The organism is Streptomyces sp. NPDC006551, from assembly GCF_040611675.1.
Classification (GTDB): Bacteria; Actinomycetota; Actinomycetes; order Streptomycetales; family Streptomycetaceae; genus Streptomyces.
Map to the genome: position 1 here is coordinate 1 of NZ_JBEXOT010000044.1, position 14,532 is coordinate 14,532.

Sequence of the window (14,532 nt, forward strand, 5' to 3'; positions counted from 1 at the left end):
GCCCTCCCGCCCGGGGGGTGGCCCCCCCCCCCGGCGGGGGGGCCCCCCCCCCCCCCCCCCGCGGCTCGCGGACATCGCGGCCCAGTCGGGCGTCAGCGAGGCCACCGTCAGCCGTGTCCTCAACGGCAAGGCGGGCGTGGCCGGCGCGACCCGGCACCGCGTCCTGGCCGCGCTCGACGTGCTCGGCTACGAACGTCCCGTACGGCTCAAACGCCGCAGCGCCGGCCTGGTCGGTCTGGTCGTGCCCGAGCTGACCAACCCGATCTTCCCGGCCTTCGCCCAGGTCATCGAGCAGGTCCTGGCCGGGCACGGCTACACCCCGGTGCTCTGCACCCAGATGCCCGGCGGCGCCACCGAGGACGAGCTGGTCGAGCAGCTGGAGGAGCGCGGGGTCAACGGCATCGTGTTCCTGTCCGGGCTGCATGCCGACGCGATGGCCGATCCCGGCCGCTATGTGCGGCTGTCGGCCCGGGGTGTGCCGTTCGTCCTCATCAACGGCTTCAACGAACACGTCGACGCCAACTTCGTCTCGCCCGACGACCGGGCCGCGGCGCGGATGGCCGTACGGCATCTGGTCGAGCTCGGCCATGAGCGGATCGGCCTGGCGATCGGCCCGACGCGGTATGTGCCCTCGCGCCGCAAGGCGGAGGGCTTCGCCGCCGAGCTCCACCATCTGCTCGGCATGGAGCGGGCGGAGGCCGAACGGTACGTCCGCCCCACGCTCTTCGGTGTCGAGGGCGGGCACGCGGCGGCCGACATCCTGCTCGACCAGGGGTGCACCGGGATCGTCTGCGGGTCCGACCTGATGGCGCTCGGCGTGATCCGCGCGGTCCGCGCCCGGGGTCTGGACGTACCGGACGACGTGTCGGTGGTCGGCTTCGACGACTCGCCGCTGATCGCGTTCACCAGTCCGCCGCTCACCACCGTGCGCCAGCCGGTGCAGGCGATGGCGACGGCCGCGGTCGGGGCGCTCCTGGAGGAGATCGAGGGGAATCCCGTGCAGCGCACGGAGTTCGTCTTCCAGCCGGAACTGGTGGTACGGGGGTCCACCGCCCAGCCGGCCCGGGGACGAAGTTGAACGTAGCACTTCTGCAAGTGCTTGCGTAAGGGATTGCGTTGAGGAACCGCCTGGATTTCCGGCGGGTGACGCGAGTGTGTCCGAGGGGTTGACCCGGCGGCGGGGCCCTCGTACGGTCACGTCCGAAAATGGTTGCTGCTTTCTTGCAGCAAGAGATTGCGTCACCCCATCCCCGCACCCCCCCCCCGCACCTCCCCTTCACAGGAGGAAACATGGCCAGAAAGACCGTGGCCGCTGCACTCGCCTTCGTGGCGGGAGCCGCTGTGGCCGTCACGGCACCCGCCTCCGCGCAGGCCGCACCGCCCGGTGAGAAGGACGTCACCGCGGTGATGTTCGAGTGGAAGTTCGCCTCCGTGGCGAAGGCCTGCACCGAGCAGCTCGGCCCCGCCGGTTACGGCTACGTCCAGGTGTCGCCGCCCCAGGAACGTATCCAGGGCTCCACGTGGTGGACCGCGTACCAACCGGTCAGCTACAAGATCGCCGGTCCTCTCGGCGACCGCACCGCCTTCAAGAACATGGTCGACACCTGTCACGCGGCGGGCGTGAAGGTGGTCGCCGACGCCGTCGTCAACCACATGGCGAACGCCTCCGGTACGGGCACCGGCGGCACCTCCTTCTCCAAGTACGACTACCCCGGCCTCTACTCGGGCGCCGACATGGACGACTGCCGCGCCACGATCTCGAACTACCAGGACAAGGCCAACGTCCAGAACTGCGAACTCGTCGGCCTGCCGGACCTCGACACCGGCGAGGACTGGGTGCGCGGCCGGATCGCCGCCTACCTGAACGACCTGCTCTCCCTCGGCGTCGACGGCTTCCGTATCGACGCGGCCAAGCACATGCCGGCCGCGGACCTCGCCAACATCAAGTCACGGCTGACCAACCCGGGCGTCTACTGGAAGCAGGAGGCGATATTCGGCGCGGGCGAGGCCGTCTCGCCAAGCGAGTACCTCGGCAACGGAGACGTGCAGGAGTTCCGCTACGCACGGGACCTCAAGCGGATCTTCGGCTCGGAGAAGCTCTCCTACCTGAGCAACTTCGGCGAGTCCTGGGGGTACATGTCCTCCGGCAAGTCCGGAGTCTTCGTCGACAACCACGACACCGAGCGCGGCGGCGACACCCTCAACTACAAGCACGGCGCCACCTACACGCTGGCGAACGTCTTCATGCTCGCCTGGCCGTACGGCTCCCCGGACGTCCACTCCGGATACGAGTGGTCCGACAAGGACGCGGGCGCGCCGAACGGCGGTCAGGTGAACGCCTGCTACGCCGACGGCTGGAAGTGCCAGCACGCCTGGCGCGAGATCGCCTCCATGGTCGGCTTCCGCAACGCGGCCCGGGGCACCTCGGTCACGAACTGGTGGGACAACGGCAACAACGCGATCGCGTTCGGGCGCGGCGCCAAGGCGTTCGTGGCGATCAACCACGAGGGCTCCTCGCTCAGCCGCACCTACCAGACGTCGCTGCCGGCCGGCACCTACTGCGACGTGCAGAGCAACACGGCCGTGACGGTGAACTCGGCGGGCCAGTTCACCGCGACGCTCGGCGCGCACACGGCGGTGGCGCTGCACGTCAACGCCAAGACGTGCGGGAGCGGCTCCACGACCCCGCCGCCCGCGAGCAGCGGCGCCTCCTTCAACGTCAACGCCACGACGGCCGTCGGCCAGAACATCTACGTCACCGGCGACCGCGCCGAGCTCGGCAACTGGTCGACGTCCTCGGCCCTGAAGCTGGACCCGGCGAACTACCCGGTCTGGAAGCTGACCGTCTCCCTGCCCGCGAACACGTCCTTCGCGTACAAGTACCTCCGCAAGGACGCGGCGGGCAACGTGACCTGGGAGTCCGGCGCGAACCGCGTCGCGACGGTCCCCGCCTCGGGCCAGGTCGTCCTGAACGACACGTTCCGCAGCTGACCGCTCCACCCCACAGGGCCGCCCCGCCGGGGGCGGCCCTCCTTCCCGTACCTCCAGGGAGAACCCTCGTGATACGCAAGAGAACGGCGGCCGCCGTGGCCACCGCCCTGTGCGCGGCCCTCGTGCCCGCCCTCCCCGCCGCCGCGGCGCCCCCGCCCCCGCCACCGCCCTCCGACAAGGCGCTCGCCGCGCAGCCCGCCCGCCACGACCTCACCCGGGAGCAGTTCTACTTCGTCCTGCCCGACCGGTTCGCCAACGGCGACACCCGCAACGACCGCGGCGGTCTCACCGGCACCCGTCTCGACACCGGGTTCGACCCCACCGACAAGGGCTTCTACCAGGGCGGCGACCTCAAGGGGCTGACCAAGAAGCTCGACTACATCAAGGGCCTCGGCACCACCGCCATCTGGATGGCGCCGATCTTCAAGAACCAGCCCGTGCAGGGCACCGGCAAGGACGCGAGCGCCGGCTACCACGGCTACTGGATCACCGACTTCACCCAGGTCGACCCGCACTTCGGGACCAACGCGGATCTGGAGAAGCTGGTCGACCAGGCCCACGCCAAGGGCATGAAGGTCTTCTTCGACGTCATCACCAACCACACCGCCGACGTCGTCGACTACCAGGAGAAGTCCTACGGCTACCTCTCCAAGGGCGCCTTCCCCTACCTGACCGAGGACGGCGTCCCCTTCGACGACGGCGACTACGCCGACGGCGAGCGGCGCTTCCCGCGCGTGGACCAGGACTCCTTCCTGCGCACCCCGGTGGTGGCCCCGGAGAAGAAGAACGTCAAGGTCCCCTCCTGGCTCAACGACCCCACGATGTACCACAACCGGGGCGACTCCACCTTCGCCGGAGAGTCCTCCGAGTACGGCGACTTCGTCGGCCTGGACGACCTGTGGACCGAGCGCCCCGAGGTCGTCGAGGGCATGGAGAAGATCTACCAGCGCTGGGTGCGCGACTTCGACATCGACGGCTTCCGGATCGACACCGTCAAGCACGTCAACACCGAGTTCTGGACCCAGTGGGCCACCGCCCTCGACGAGTACGCCGCGAAGCGCGGCCGCGACGACTTCTTCATGTTCGGCGAGGTCTACTCCGCCGACCCGAAGATCACCTCGAAGTACGTGACCGAGGGCCGCCTCGACGCCACCCTCGACTTCCCCTTCCAGGACGCCGCCCGCGCCTTCGCCTCCCAGAGCGGCTCCGCCGACAAGCTGGCCAACCTCTTCGCCCAGGACTACCGCTACACCACCGACAAGGCCAACGCCTACGAGTCGGTGCCCTTCCTCGGCAACCACGACATGGGCCGCTTCGGTACCTTCCTCAAGCAGGACAACCCGAAGGCCGACGACGCCGAACTGCTCCAGCGCTACCGGCTCGCCAACGAGCTGATGTTCCTCAGCCGGGGCAACCCCGTCGTCTACTACGGCGACGAGCAGGGCTTCACCGGCCCCGGCGGCGACAAGGACTCCCGCCAGACCCTGTTCGCGTCGAAGGCCGCCGACTACCTGGACGACGACCAGCTCGGCACCGACCGCACCCACGCGGCCGACGCGTACGACACCTCGCACCCCCTCTACCGGCAGATCGCCGCCCTCGCCGAGCTCACGCGGAAGAACCCCGCGCTGCGCGACGGCGTCCAGCAGCAGCGGTACGCCGAGGGCTCGGTCTACGCCTTCTCCCGTACCGAAGCCCGTACCGGCGCGCGCGCCAAGACCGGGCCCGCCGAGTACGTCGTCGCCGTGAACAGCTCCACCGAGGCGAAGACCGTCGAGATCCCGACCGGATCCGCCGCGGGCACGGCCTTCACCGCGATCCACGGCGGCGACACCCGCGTCACCAGCGGTGCCGACACCAGGATCAAGGTCACCGTCCCGGCGCTCGGCTCCCTCGTCCTCAAGGCGACGAAGCCGCTCGCCGCGCCCGACGCACAGCCGACGATCACCCTCAAGGCCCCCGCGGCCGGCGCCACGGGCACCGTCGAGATCTCCGCCGACGTCGACGGCGGACAGCTGAACCGCGTCGTCTTCGCCGCCCAGACCGGCAACGGACAGTGGCAGGTCCTCGGCTCCGCCGACCACGCCCCGTACAAGGTCACCCAGAAGATCACCGCCCCCGCCGGAACCGCCCTGCGCTACAAGGCCGTCGTCGTGGACAGCGCCGGCCGCACCGCGAGCGCCACCGCCGCGACCACCAGCGGCGCCCCGGCCGTCGAGCAGCCGCCGACCGCCACCCAGCGCGATTACGCCGTCGTCCACTACAAGCGCGCGGACGGGAACTACGACGACTGGGGCCTCTACACCTGGGGCGACATCGCCGAGGGCGAAGGCACCACCTGGCCCGCCGGCAAGCCCTTCACCGGCCGTGACGCGTACGGCGCCTTCGCCTACGTCAAGCTCAAGCCCGGCGCCTCCTCGGTCGGCTTCATCGCCGTGAACAAGGACGGCGTCAAGGACACCGACGCCGACCGCGCCATCGACCTCTCCCGTACCGGCGAGGTCTGGATCGAGCAGGGCGAGCCCGAGGTCCTCAACGCCGCGCCCGAAGGCGCCTACCCGCCCCAGGACACGACCAAGGCCGTCCTCCACTACAAGCGGGCCGACGGGAACTACGCGGGCTGGGGCCTGCACACCTGGACCGGCGCCGCGAACCCCACCGACTGGTCCAAGCCGCTGGAGCCGGTGCGCACCGACGCCTACGGCGCGGTCTACGAAGTGCCCCTCGCGCCCGGAGCGACCTCCCTCAGCTACATCCTGCACAAGGGCGACGAGAAGGACCTGCCCTCCGACCAGTCCCTCGACCTCAAGGCGAACGGCCACGAGGTCTGGATGCTCGCGGGCCAGGAGAAGTACCTGCTGCCGCAGCCCAAGGGCGGCGGCGCGGCGCTCGACCTCACCAAGGCCCAGGCCGTCTGGATCGACGAGACCACCCTCGCCTGGAACGGTAGCGACGCCGCCGCCTCCAGCGTGCTCCTCACCTCCCGCGACGGCTCGATCAAGGTCGAGAACGGCGCCCTCACCGGCGACCGCCAGGCGCTGCGCCTGAACCGGACCGAGCTGACCGGCGCGCAGAAGGCCGCCTTCCCGCACCTCAAGGCGTACGGAGCCTTCGCCGTCGACCCGCGCGACCGCGACCGCGTCCGCGAGGCCCTCAAGGGCCAGCTCGTCGCCGCCCAGTACGCGGCCAACGGCGCCGTCCTGACCGCCACCGGCGTCCAGCTCGCCGGCGTCCTCGACGACCTGTACGCGCCGAAGGCCACCACGGCCTCCCTCGGCCCGGTCTTCCGCCACGGCCGTCCCACCCTCTCCCTGTGGGCGCCCACCGCCCAGTCCGTCGCGCTCGAACTCGACGGGAAGACCGTGCCCATGCGCCGTGACGACGCCTCCGGCGTCTGGTCGGTCACCGGCACGCGCGCGTGGACCGGAAAGCCGTACCGGTACGTCGTGAAGGTCTGGGCGCCCAGCGTCCAGCAGGTCGTCACCAACAAGGTCACCGACCCCTACGCCACCGCCCTGACCACCGACTCGGCCCGCAGCCTGGTCACCGACCTCGCCGACCCGAAGCTGGCCCCCACGGGCTGGAAGACCCTGACCAAGCCCGCCGCCGTGCCGCTGCGGGACGCCCAGATCCAGGAGCTGCACATCCGCGACTTCTCGATCGCGGACCCGACGGCGAAGGCCGACCACAAGGGCACCTACCTCGCCTTCACGGACGCCGGCAGCAAGGGTTCGAAGCACCTGCGCGAGCTGGCCGCCTCCGGAACCTCCTACGTCCACCTCCTGCCGGCCTTCGACATCGGCACCATCCCCGAGAAGAAGTCCGAGCAGACCACCCCCGCCTGCGACCTGCCGGCCCACGCCCCCGACTCCGAGGAGCAGCAGGCCTGCGTGGCCGCCGCCGCGGCCAAGGACGCCTACAACTGGGGCTACGACCCGCTGCACTACACCGTCCCCGAAGGCTCCTACGCCACCGACCCCGAAGGCACCCGCCGCACGGTCGAGTTCCGGCAGATGGTCCAGGCCCTCAACGGCGCCGGACTGCGCACCGTCATGGACGTCGTCTACAACCACACCGTCGCCGCCGGCCAGTCCGACAAGTCGGTCCTCGACAGGATCGTGCCCGGCTACTACCAGCGGCTCCAGGCCGACGGCTCCGTCGCCACCTCCACCTGCTGCGCCAACACCGCGCCCGAGAACGCCATGATGGGCAAGCTCGTCGTGGACTCGGTCGTCACCTGGGCCAAGCAGTACAAGGTGGACGGCTTCCGCTTCGACCTCATGGGCCACCACCCGAAGGCGAACATCCTCGCCGTCCGCGAGGCCCTCGACGCGCTCACCGTCGAGAAGGACGGCGTCGACGGAAAGGCGATCGTCCTCTACGGCGAGGGCTGGAACTTCGGCGAGATCGCCGACGACGCCCGCTTCGTCCAGGCAACCCAGAAGAACATGGCCGGCACCGGCATCGCCACCTTCTCCGACCGGGCCCGCGACGCCGTCCGCGGCGGCGGCCCCTTCGACGAGGACCCGGGCGTCCAGGGCTTCGCCTCCGGCCTGTTCACCGACCCCAACTCCTCGTCCGCCAACGGTACTCCCGAGCAGCAGAGGGCCCGCCTCCTGCACTACCAGGACCTGATCAAGGTCGGACTCTCCGGCAACCTCGCCTCCTACTCCTTCACCGACACCTCCGGGCGTACGGTCAAGGGCGCCGAGGTCGACTACAACGGCGCCCCGGCCGGCTACGCCGCCGCCCCCGGCGACGCCCTCGCCTACGCCGACGCGCACGACAACGAGACCCTGTACGACGCGCTCGCCTTCAAGCTGCCGGCGGACACCTCGGCCGCCGACCGGGCCAGGGCGCAGGTCCTCGCCATGGCGACGGCGACGCTCTCGCAGGGTCCCGCGCTCTCCCAGGCGGGCTCGGACCTGCTGCGGTCGAAGTCGTTGGACCGCAACTCGTACGACAGCGGCGACTGGTTCAACGCGATCCACTGGGACTGCCGCGACGGCAACGGCTTCGGCCGCGGACTGCCCCCGGCCGCCGACAACAAGGCCAAGTGGGGGTACGGAAAGCCGCTGCTCACCGCCCCGTCGCTGACGGTCGGCTGTGCGCAGATCGACGGTGCCTCGGCCGCCTACCGGGACCTTCAGAAGATCCGTACCACCGAGCCGGTCTTCTCCCTCGCCACCGCCGGGCAGGTCCAGGACGCCCTGTCCTTCCCGCTCTCCGGCACCGGTGAGACCCCGGGCGTGATCACCATGCGCCTCGGCGATCTGGTCGTCGTCTTCAACGCGACCCCGGAGCGGCAGACCCAGCGGGTCGCCGCCCTGGCCGGCACGGCCCACCGCCTGCACCCGGTGCAGGCCTCGGGCGCGGACGCCACGGTCAAGTCCGCCTCGTACGAGGCCGGTTCGGGCACCTTCACGGTTCCGGCCCGGACGGTGGCCGTCTTCACCGCCCGGTGAGGGACCGGCCGACCCGGCGCCGGGGTCCACCCGGCGCCGGGCCGGCCGTCAGGCCACGGCCTTCTCGAGCAGCGTGACCCGGTACCGCCGCCCGTCGGCGGCGACCTTCTCCAGCTCCTCGACGACCGCCGCGTACCCCGCGGACTCGTAGTACGTCCGCAGCCGGGGATCGCGCGCCTCGCAGTCCAGTCGCGCCAGCCTCCGCCCACCGGCCGCGATCCGCTCCTCCGCGTGCCTGAGGAGCACGCGGCCGGTGCCGGCCGGGGCGGACTCCCGGTCGGTCATCAGCCGGTGGACATAACCCGCCACCGGCGGCTGCGGTCCCCAGACCCGCTCGTCCTCCCACCACAGCTCGTACGCCCCGACGGCCCGGCCGTCGCGGGACGCCAGCCACACCTCGCCGGCGGCCATCCGCGTCCGGAAGTGCTCCGCGGTCTTGTCGCCGGGCTTCCACTGGTCGATGCCGTTGCGCACCATCCAGTGCGCCGCCCCGTCGAACAAACCCACCAGAAGGTCCAGATCACCGTCGTCCGCCTGCCGGAAGGTCACTTGTGCGCTCATGCGATCACCGTAAGGGTGTGGCCAGACATCCGTACGACCGGGAGTGACCCCCATGCCGCAGATCACCGTGGACTACTCCGCGCCGCTCGACCGGCGCGGTTTCGCGCTCGCCCTGCACCCGCTCGTCGTGGAGACGGTGGACACTCGGCTCGACGCCTGCAAGACCCGCTTCCGTGAGATCGAGGAGACGGTCTGCGGCGACGGCTCGACCGACGACGTCGTCGTCCATGTCGACATCGCCCTGCTGCCGGGCCGCACGGAGGAGACCAAGGCCCGCCTGACGGAGGCCGTGCTCGCGCTGCTGCCCGCCCACCTCAAGCAGTCGGAGGGCGTTCGGATCTCCGTCGAGGCGCGTGACCTGGAACCCTCCTACCGCAAGGCCTGAACCACGGCACGGGCTGGACGCCTCGGCTGAGCGGCGTGGGCCGGGCTACGGCATGGGCTGAGTCGGCGCCTGGGGCGCCAGCGTGAGCAGCCGGCCGACCAGGTCGCCGAACGGGCCGTCGGCCGGCTCGTCGCCGAGGATCCGGACGACGACGTCCGCCATCCCCTCGTCGTACGCGGCGCTGACGGCGGCCAGCGCCGCGAAGTCGTGCACCAGCTGCAACTCCAGCTCGGCGCGCGGAATCCGCCGGCCGTCCAGCCAGAGCAGCGCGGTCGACTCGGCGAGGGACACCCAGGAGCGGACGACCAGTTCGAGCCGGGCGGAGGGGTTCGTCACCTCCAGGTGGGCGAGGATCTGCTCGTAGGCGGCCTGCCGCACCTCGTCGATCATCGCGTTCGTGGTGGACGAGCCCACCGCCGGCCCGCCGCGCATCAGCGCGGCGAACCCCGGGCCGTGCCCCTCCACGAAGTCGAAGAACCGTCCCATCACCCGCAGCAGCCGCCCGCTCAGCGGTCCCCGCGGCGGCTCCAGGAACCGGGCGGCCAGCTCGTCGGCCGCCCGCCGCAGCGCCGCCTCGTACAGGCTCTGTTTGCCGGGGAAGTAGTGGTAGACGAGCGGCCGCGAGATCCCGGCGGCCGCGGCGATCTCGTCGATGGAGACCTCGTCGGGCGAACGGTGGCTGAACAGCTCCAGGGCCACCCCGATCAGCTGCTGCTTGCGCTCCTCGACGCCCATCCTGCGGCGCACCCCGGTCGTCATGCGAACAGCCTAACGGGCGTCCGTTACGCTCCCACCACATGAGCACATCCGGTTTGACTCCGAGGCAGGCCCGCCGACTGCGGGTGGCGGCCGCGTCCGTCCTGCTGGTCGCGATGGCGGCGGTCCTGGTGATCCGGCTGGCCAGCCGTACGTCCGTCCTCGTGGTCGGGGTCTACGGCCTCGCCATGATCCTCTGCGGCGTGGTGATCGAGCTGTCCCGCAACGGCCGTACGCGGCTGGGGACCTGGCTCCTGGTGGGCGGGCTCGGCGCCGCGCTGGCCTTCGACTGGCTGATCCTCCCCTGATCAGAGGTCGATGACCAGCCGCTCGCCCGCGCACCGCGAGACGCAGATCAGCATCGAGTCGGTGCGCTCGGCGTCGGTGAGCAGCTCGTCCCGGTGGTCGATCTCGCCCTCCACGACCCGCTGTCGGCAGGTTCCGCAGAATCCCTGCTCGCAGGAGTACGGGACGCCGGGCACCTCGGCCCGGACGGCGGCGAGCACCGACTGGTCCGGTGCCACCGTCAACGTACGTCCGGCGCGCAGGAGTTCGACCTCGAAGGGGTCGCCGCCGCCGGTCGTGGCGGCGGGGGAGAAGCGCTCCAGGTACGGGACGCGGCCCGGCGGCATCGCGGCGGCCACCGCGTCCATCAGACCGTCCGGACCGCAGCAGTACACCGCGGTCTCCTCCGTCACCTCGGAGAGGAAGCCGAGCTCCGGCCGGCCCGACTCGTCCTCGGCGACGACGGTCACGCGGTCGCCTCCCGCGCCCAGCTTCTCGACCTCGTCGAGGAACGGCATGGTGGCCCGGGCGCGTCCGCAGTACAGCAGCCGCCAGTCGGCGCCGGCGTCCTCCGCCGCGCGCAGCATGGGCAGGACGGGCGTGATGCCGATGCCTCCCGCGACGAAGACGTAGGCGGGGGCGTCGACGAGCGGGAAGCGGTTGCGCGGGCCACGGATCTCGACCTCCGTCCCCTCGTGGAGTTGGTCGTGCACCTCGCGCGAGCCGCCGCGCCCGTCCTCGATCAGACGGGCGGCGACGGCGTACGCGTCCGTGTCGGCCGGGTCCCCGCAGAGCGAGTACTGGCGCACGAGGCCGGACGGCAGGACCAGGTCGACGTGGGCGCCCGGCTGCCAGGCGGGCAGTCCGGCGCCTTCGAGGCGGAGCCGGACCACGCCCTCGGCGGGCTCGCCGCGCTCGGTGACGAGGACCCTGCGGGTGACGGTGGAGAGACGGCCGCGGCCCGACGTCGGTTCGTCGAGGGCGGGCACGGGCCACAGCGGTGAGGCGTTGATCCGGCGGCGCACGGCGCGCTTGGCCCGTGTGGCGAGGAACGCGGTTCCGGCGACGAGGACGACGGTACGCAGGCGCGGCATGCTCAGTGACCTCCGTTGGCGCCGGGGGAGCTCGCGAGGTAGGCGACGGCCTGGGCGGTGTCGCCCTCCTGGGAGGGGTGGTACGCGCGGCTGAGGTAGCGGGGGATGGCGCGCAGCATGTCGGGGGTGGAGGGCAGGACGCCCTGGCGGCCCTTGCGGACGAACTGGCCGACCGACGCCTTGCCGTCGTGGAGGGTGGGGTCGTTCGCCATGAAGAAGCGGGCGCCGCGCTGCCAGAAGAAGACCAGTGCGGCGAAGGCGGTCGCCCAGGTGCGCACCCGGCGCCGGTAGCCGCCGTCGAGGTGCATGAAGAGCTCGAAGGCGACCGAGCGGTGCTCGACCTCCTCGGCGCCGTGCCAGCGCAGCAGATCCAGCATGGCGGGGTCGGCGCCCCGGCGGTCGAGCTCCTCGGCGTTGAGAACCCAGTTGCCGAGGAAGGCGGTGTAGTGCTCGATGGCGGCGATGATCGCCACCCGCTCCATCAGCCACCAGCGGCGCGGCCTGCCGGGCGGCAGGGTCCGGTCGCCGAGCAGCTTCTCGAAGAACCAGTCGACCTGCGCGGTGTACGGGGTCGGGTCGAGGCCGAGCTTCTTGAGGTGGGGGAGGACGTCGTCGTGGGCCTGGGAGTGGACGGCCTCCTGCCCGATGAAGCCGATGACGTCCGCACGCAGCCGGTCGTCGGTGATGAGCGGGAGCACCTGCTTGTAGACGTGCACGAACCACCGCTCGCCGGCGGGGAGCAGGAGGTGCAGCACGTTGATGGTGTGGGTGGTGAACGGGTCGCCGGGAACCCAGTGGAGCGGGGTCTCCTCCCAGTCGAAGGAGACCTTGCGGGCCTTGAGCTCGATGTGCTCCGACGCGACCGGGGCGGGCTGCGTATTAGACATGGCGTCAATGTACTGAGGCGTAGGCGGCGGCGACAGGGTCGTGCACGGGCTTTTCGCGGTGGGGTGACGGTCGATGCGCGCGCCGGGTGGCGACGGCCTGGACGGTCCTGGCCCCCCGGGGGCGTGCCTCTACCGGAGCGCCCCCACCCTCGTGCCGTCCTTCAGGGTGCCGTGGAGGTCCGCCCGGGTGCCCGGCCTCGTCCGCAGGGCCAGGAGGTGTCCGTCCGCGCGGCCCACGACCCCGCCCGAGGTCTCCAGCGACGTGAAGTCACCGCTCCCCGCCGCCAGGACGTACCACTGGCCGCTCTTCGCCTGCCACAGCACGCCCGCCAGCACCCGCGGGTCCCGCGCCCCGCACGCCGGGGACTCCTCGGCCTTCGCCGCGAGCGCCGCCGGCGCCTCGACGGGTGCCTGGAACTGGGCGAGCACCCTGCTCCCGGTGCCCCGCCACGTCTCCGCCCGGGTGCACAGCCAGGCGGCCCGGCCGCCGCCCTCCGGCAGCGGCTGCGTGGCGAACCGCCAGGAGTTCACCGTCCGCACCCCGTGCGCGAGCACCGTCGTCAGACCGCATGCCGTCCGCGCCCACGCCGCCCCCGCCTCCTCGCCCGCGGCGTCCGCCGGCGCCGCCGGCGGCCCCGCCGTCAGCCGGGCGGGCGCCAGCTCCCCCAGGTCGGTCAGGAGCCGCACGCCCGTACCGTCCCGCAGCTGCAGCGCGTTCCAGGCCGCGCACGTCCGCGCCGAGGCGGGGCTCGGCATCGGATCCGTCACCCCGTCCGCGTTCCGCCGCAGCGGCCACGGCTTCTTCGACGGCGCCAGCAGATCCCGTACCACCGTCTCCCGTACCCAAGGCGCCGTCAGATAGCGGACGTTGCCCGCCGCGCGCGAGACGATCAGCGCCGCAGAGCCGGCCTCGTCCGCCCCGTCCGTCCGCGCGAAGTCCAGCGCCGCACCGCTCGTCCCCGCGACCGGCTCCGCGTACCGCACCGCCCGCAGCCCGTCGTGGAACAGCACCACCCGCACGCCGTCGACCTCTCCCGCGTACAGCAGCTGCGGCGAGCCCATCGGCGGTCCCACCGGCGTCCCGGGCGTCGCCGACGACCGCACCGAACCGCCGGGGCGCGCCCACACCGCGAGGGCCCGCCGCAGCAGCGCCCGGTCCCCGACCAGGCCGCCGCGCTCCGGCCACACCGAGAAGTCCACGCGCGCCGAGCGCTGCCAGAACCCCGGCGGGACCCGCTTCAGCTTCCCCGGGTCCAGCGCCGCCTCGGCCGCCGGATGACGGGCGTACGCGGGCGCCGCAGCACCGTTTCTGCCCCAGCCGTCCCCGGGCAGCCCGAGCAGCGTCCCGCACACCGCCACGGCCGCCGTCGCGGCGAGCACCGCCTTGCCGTGCTGGCGGCGCCGCATGAGGTCCGTCGGCCGGGCCTGGAGCGAACACGGATCGAACTCGGGCGAGTCCAGCAGGCCGTACTCCGCCCCCACCCCGTCCGCCTCCGCGAGCGCCGCCTCCGCGTCCGCCTCCGGCACCCCCGCCGCCGCGAGCACCCGCAGCACCTCCGGGTCGCCCTGCCGCTCGAGTCCGCGCAGCACGTAAGCCGCCCGCGCGGGCCCGGAGAGTGCGGAGAGCCGCTGGTCCAGGGCCAGTTCGTCGGCACCGCCGGCCCGCGGGAACAGCCGGAGCCCCCACACCTGCGGCAGCAGCGGCGGGAACTGGGCACGGCGCGGCAGCGCCCGGCGCTTCAGCGGCAGCCCGGCGATCAGCGCCTGCCGCAGCATCTCGCCCCGCACATAGGCGTAGCCGGGGTCGACGGCGTCCTCCGGCCGGCGCGCGGCCGGAAGGGCGCCGCCGGACGTCCGGCGGCGCGGCAGCGACCGCTGGACGACCGCGTGCGCGGTGAGCACCCGGCGGTTGCGCCCCAGCGAGGGCGGCAGCACGAGGTACGCGATCCGGACCAGCCGCGGATAGTGCTCGACGAGCGCGGCCTCGGCCTGCTCGACGTCGACGGGCCCCGGGGCGGGGTCGGGGCCGTGGGGGGAGGGGGCGAGTTCCTGGGTGCTCACGTTCAGCAGAACGAGCGAATCTTGCGATGGTCACCCCGGTCACCCCG

At 72.2% G+C, this 14,532-nt stretch carries 10 protein-coding genes; 5 read left to right on the forward strand and 5 right to left on the reverse strand.

What is annotated here, in order from left to right; all coding sequences use genetic code 11:
- Positions 1–73 precede the first annotated feature (73 nt).
- The 3 genes from ABZY12_RS28470 (at position 74) to pulA (ending at position 8,456) form a co-directional block, all read left to right on the forward strand.
- Entirely contained in the window at positions 74–1,078 is a 1,005-nt protein-coding gene (locus tag ABZY12_RS28470) for a LacI family DNA-binding transcriptional regulator (protein WP_356895319.1), read from the forward strand.
- A 212-nt stretch (positions 1,079–1,290) separates the two neighbouring features.
- Entirely contained in the window at positions 1,291–2,991 is a 1,701-nt protein-coding gene (locus ABZY12_RS28475; protein WP_356895238.1) for a carbohydrate-binding module family 20 domain-containing protein, read from the forward strand.
- Positions 2,992–3,059: 68 nt separating this feature from the next.
- Positions 3,060–8,456, forward strand: a complete 5,397-nt coding sequence (gene pulA, locus ABZY12_RS28480; RefSeq protein ID WP_356895240.1) for a pullulanase-type alpha-1,6-glucosidase — start codon at positions 3,060–3,062, stop codon at positions 8,454–8,456.
- A gap of 48 nt (positions 8,457–8,504) precedes the next feature.
- On the opposite strand, the gene ABZY12_RS28485 is transcribed toward pulA, so the two are convergent.
- A complete protein-coding gene (locus ABZY12_RS28485) occupies positions 8,505–9,017 on the reverse strand; it encodes a GNAT family N-acetyltransferase (RefSeq protein ID WP_356895242.1) in 513 nt (170 codons plus the stop codon).
- Positions 9,018–9,069: 52 nt separating this feature from the next.
- On the opposite strand from ABZY12_RS28485, the gene ABZY12_RS28490 reads away from it, so the two are divergent.
- Entirely contained in the window at positions 9,070–9,402 is a 333-nt protein-coding gene (locus ABZY12_RS28490) for an isomerase (RefSeq protein WP_356895244.1), read from the forward strand.
- Between the two features lie 45 nt (positions 9,403–9,447).
- On the opposite strand, the gene ABZY12_RS28495 is transcribed toward ABZY12_RS28490, so the two are convergent.
- Positions 9,448–10,161 carry a TetR/AcrR family transcriptional regulator gene (locus ABZY12_RS28495; RefSeq protein ID WP_356895245.1) on the reverse strand — a complete coding sequence of 238 codons (714 nt, stop codon included), beginning with the start codon at positions 10,159–10,161 and terminating at the stop codon, positions 9,448–9,450.
- A gap of 38 nt (positions 10,162–10,199) precedes the next feature.
- On the opposite strand from ABZY12_RS28495, the gene ABZY12_RS28500 reads away from it, so the two are divergent.
- Positions 10,200–10,466, forward strand: a complete 267-nt coding sequence (locus ABZY12_RS28500) for a hypothetical protein (protein ID WP_356895247.1) — start codon at positions 10,200–10,202, stop codon at positions 10,464–10,466.
- Here ABZY12_RS28500 and ABZY12_RS28505 read toward each other — a convergent pair whose 3' ends face one another.
- The 3 genes from ABZY12_RS28505 to ABZY12_RS28515 form a co-directional block, all read right to left on the reverse strand.
- Entirely contained in the window at positions 10,467–11,543 is a 1,077-nt protein-coding gene (locus ABZY12_RS28505) for a PDR/VanB family oxidoreductase (protein WP_356895321.1), read from the reverse strand.
- On the reverse strand, positions 11,540–12,424 hold the full coding sequence (locus tag ABZY12_RS28510) for a metal-dependent hydrolase (protein ID WP_356895249.1): 885 nt from the start codon (positions 12,422–12,424) through the stop codon (positions 11,540–11,542). The genes ABZY12_RS28505 and ABZY12_RS28510 overlap by 4 nt, the downstream gene beginning before the upstream one ends.
- Positions 12,425–12,553: 129 nt before the next feature.
- A complete protein-coding gene (locus ABZY12_RS28515; RefSeq protein WP_356895251.1) occupies positions 12,554–14,485 on the reverse strand; it encodes a hypothetical protein in 1,932 nt (643 codons plus the stop codon).
- Positions 14,486–14,532: the final 47 nt, after the last annotated feature.

Coding starts and splice junctions, on each gene's coding strand:
- ABZY12_RS28495 (WP_356895245.1), bottom strand. CDS start 10,161: ATGACGACCGGGGTGCGCCGCAGGATGGGCGTCGAGGAGCGCAAGCAG.
- ABZY12_RS28500 (WP_356895247.1), top strand. CDS start 10,200: ATGAGCACATCCGGTTTGACTCCGAGGCAGGCCCGCCGACTGCGGGTG.
- ABZY12_RS28485 (WP_356895242.1), bottom strand. CDS start 9,017: ATGAGCGCACAAGTGACCTTCCGGCAGGCGGACGACGGTGATCTGGAC.
- ABZY12_RS28510 (WP_356895249.1), bottom strand. CDS start 12,424: ATGTCTAATACGCAGCCCGCCCCGGTCGCGTCGGAGCACATCGAGCTC.
- ABZY12_RS28475 (WP_356895238.1), top strand. CDS start 1,291: ATGGCCAGAAAGACCGTGGCCGCTGCACTCGCCTTCGTGGCGGGAGCC.
- ABZY12_RS28490 (WP_356895244.1), top strand. CDS start 9,070: ATGCCGCAGATCACCGTGGACTACTCCGCGCCGCTCGACCGGCGCGGT.